The sequence below is a fragment of the Amycolatopsis sp. NPDC003731 genome, assembly GCF_053586895.1.
Genome location: NZ_JBSFNC010000294.1, coordinates 1 through 2,910, shown reverse-complemented (window position 1 = coordinate 2,910; position 2,910 = coordinate 1). Strand labels below are relative to the sequence as shown.

Here is a 2,910-nt window from a genome sequence, read left to right as displayed (position 1 = left end):
CGGACGCCGGGAAAGGGCCCTCACGGACACTACGGCGTCCGGACGGTCGGCAGGCCCAGAGTGACTGGGCCGGCCGTCCGGCACATGTCGTGACAGGTGTTGTCGAGCGTGCAGCAGAGCGAGCAGATCGGGCCGTCCTGTTTGGCGCAGTCGGCTACGTCCGGCAGCTCGTACGGGTCGCCGCAGACCGAGCAGGTGTGCGTCGCCCGCGGGTCGGCCTCCGTGGTCATGACCGTGTTCTCGCGCGCCAGGTAGTACTTGCCCTTCGTCGCGACGGCCAGTGTCGGCACCAGGACGATGGCGATGACCAGGGCGAGCAGCGGGCTGAACGCGGCCAGGAACTGCCCGAACGCGCCGAAGTAGGCCACGATCGACACCGCGGACGCGACGACCATCGAGCCGAACCCGACCGGGTTGATCTTGTGCAGGTAGGCCCGCTTGAACTCGATGTAGCGCGGGGACAGGCCCAGCGGCTTGGCGATCACCAGGTCGGCGCAGACGGCACCGATCCACGCGATGGCCACGTTCGAGTAGAAGCCGAGGATCTTGTTCAGGAAGCCGAACGCGCCGAACTCCATCAGCGCGAGCGCGATCCCGCAGTTGACCAGCACGTACCAGACCCGGCCGGGGTGCTTGTGCAGCACGCGGGAGAAGAAGTTCGCGAACGACAGCGAGCCGGAGTAGGCGTTGGTGGTGTTGATCTTGATCTGCGAGACGACGACGAACAGCGCGGCGAACGTCAGCGCGACCGGCCCGAGCGCGGGTTTGACCGCTTCGAGGTACGGCGCGATCGGCTCCAGCGCGTGCGTCTTCCCGACGACGCCGAGCGCGAGGAACGCCAGCAGTGCGCCGCCGATCTGCTTCGCGGCGCCGAGGATCACCCAGCCGGGGCCGGCGGCGAGCACCGCGGCCCACCACGACCGCTTGTTCTCCGCCGTTTTCTCGGGCATGAAGCGCAGGTAGTCGGCCTGTTCGCCGATCTGCCCGATCAGCGACAGCGCGACCCCCATCCCGAAGCCGAACCCGATCGCGGAGAACCCGGCGCCCGCGCCCTCGGTACCCCCGAAGTGGGTGAATTCGGCGAACTTGCCGGGCTCGCGGACCAGCACGACGACGAACGGCAGCACCAGGCCGGCGATCCACAGCGGCTGCGTCCAGGTCTGCATCTTCGCGACCGCGCCCATGCCGTAGAGGGCGAAGGGCAGCACGATGAGCGTCGCGAGGAGGTAGCCGATGGGCAGCGGGATGCCGAGGGCGAGCTCGAAGGCCTGGCCCATGATCGAGCCTTCGAGCGAGAAGAAGATGACGGTGAAGCTGGCGTAGACGAGCGACGTGAGCGTCGACCCGAAGTAGCCGAAGCCGGCTCCGCGGGTCAGCAGGTCCATGTCCACTCCGGACTTCGCGCAGGCGGCCGCGATGGGCACGCCGGTCACGAAGATGACGACGGCCGCGGCGAGGATCGCCAGGACGCCGGAGGTGAAGCCGTAGGAGAGGACGATGCTGGCGCCGATCGCGAAGTCGGCGAGGTAGGCGATGCCGCCCAGCGCCGTCGTCGCGACCACGAACGGCGACCATTTCCGGAACGAATGCGCGGCGAAGCGCAGTGAGAAGTCCTCGCGGTTTTCGTTCGCCGCGAGCGGGGCGTATCGGCGTTTCGGCGGGATGCTCTTTTCCGTGCTGGACAGGGTCTCGGTCATGCCTGCCTCCGGGGGTGGTGGGGAACGGGCCGAAGGTAGGTGCGTCCTGTATCGATCCTGGTCCGGCAGGTAACGCACGGGTTACGGCTTGTTGTCCAGCGGTTACTTCGTGGTGGTGGCGGGTGTCACCGTTAGGTGGGTTCCGCTGCCGGTCGCGAGGCCCTAACGTGCCTAGAGCCGAAGTCGACTGATGCCCCGACCGGGCGTGGAGGTTTGGCGATGATGCCGGAAATCGAGGACCAGGTGGAAGACGCCGTAGTACGCCTTCCCGGAATGCGCGTGGCCTACGACGGCGCGGCGTTCGACGAAACCGCGCTCGCCGCCACCTGGACCGATCAGCTGCAGGGCTGGCTGAACCAGGCGGTCGCGGCGGGCATCGCGGAGCCGAACGCCATGGTCCTCGCGACGGCGGACGCCGAGGGGCGCCCCTCGTCCCGCACGGTCCTGTGCAAGGGCCTCGACGACCGCGGCGTGGTGTTCTACACGAACTACACGTCCTCGAAGAGCCACGACCTGACGGCGACTCGCTACGCGTCGGTGACGTTCCCTTGGTACGCGCTGCACCGCCAGGTCCACGTCCGCGGCGAGGTCGAGAAGGTCGGCGTCAAGGAGACGGCGGAGTACTGGGCCCAGCGCCCCCGCGGCTCCCAGCTGGGGGCATGGGCGTCCCCGCAGTCGCGGGTGGTGGACGGCCGAAGGGCGCTGGACAACGCGCTGCACGGAATCGAGCGGCGCTTCGCGGACGTGGAGAGGATCCCGGCACCCCCGCACTGGGGCGGCTGGCGAATCCGGCCCGACCTGGTGGAGTTCTGGCAGGGCCGCGAGGACCGGATGCACGACCGGCTGCGGTACGTGCGCAACGACGACGGGTGGCACATCGAGCGCGTGGCCCCCTGAGTCAGGTGGGCTGTCCACATGCCGGCCGGGGTGTGGACAGCCAGGCTGCTGCGGCGGCTTTTCGGGGTTTTTGCCGGTGGTCGCCGATAGGATGGACCTGGGGACGCCCCCCTGGGAGTGGCGGGGGCTGCGTGGTGGGATCGGGCTTGCGCGGGTGTGAGGTCGCGTCGCCTGGTGAGCGGCTTGGTGCCCACCACCCCGAAGCCGGGATTGTCACTACGGCCGGTGGTACCGGGTCAAGGCGGGAAAGCGTGCCTTGACCCCGGCACCACCGGCCGTGTTTTGGCTTCGGATCGGGGTGGCGGGGGAGGTCTGG

Annotated in this window: 2 protein-coding genes; one reads left to right on the top strand and one right to left on the bottom strand. The window is 68.9% G+C overall.

Translation table 11 applies throughout. The features are described 5' to 3' along the window. Positions 1 to 29: 29 nt before the first annotated feature. Positions 30 to 1,697, bottom strand: a complete 1,668-nt coding sequence (locus tag ACWDN5_RS46595; protein WP_449680780.1) for a purine-cytosine permease family protein — start codon at positions 1,695 to 1,697, stop codon at positions 30 to 32. Between the two features lie 219 nt (positions 1,698 to 1,916). Here ACWDN5_RS46595 and pdxH point away from each other — a divergent pair, with 219 nt between their 5' ends. Beyond that, on the top strand, positions 1,917 to 2,594 hold the full coding sequence (pdxH, locus tag ACWDN5_RS46590; protein ID WP_310968659.1) for a pyridoxamine 5'-phosphate oxidase: 678 nt from the start codon (positions 1,917 to 1,919) through the stop codon (positions 2,592 to 2,594). Positions 2,595 to 2,910: the final 316 nt, after the last annotated feature.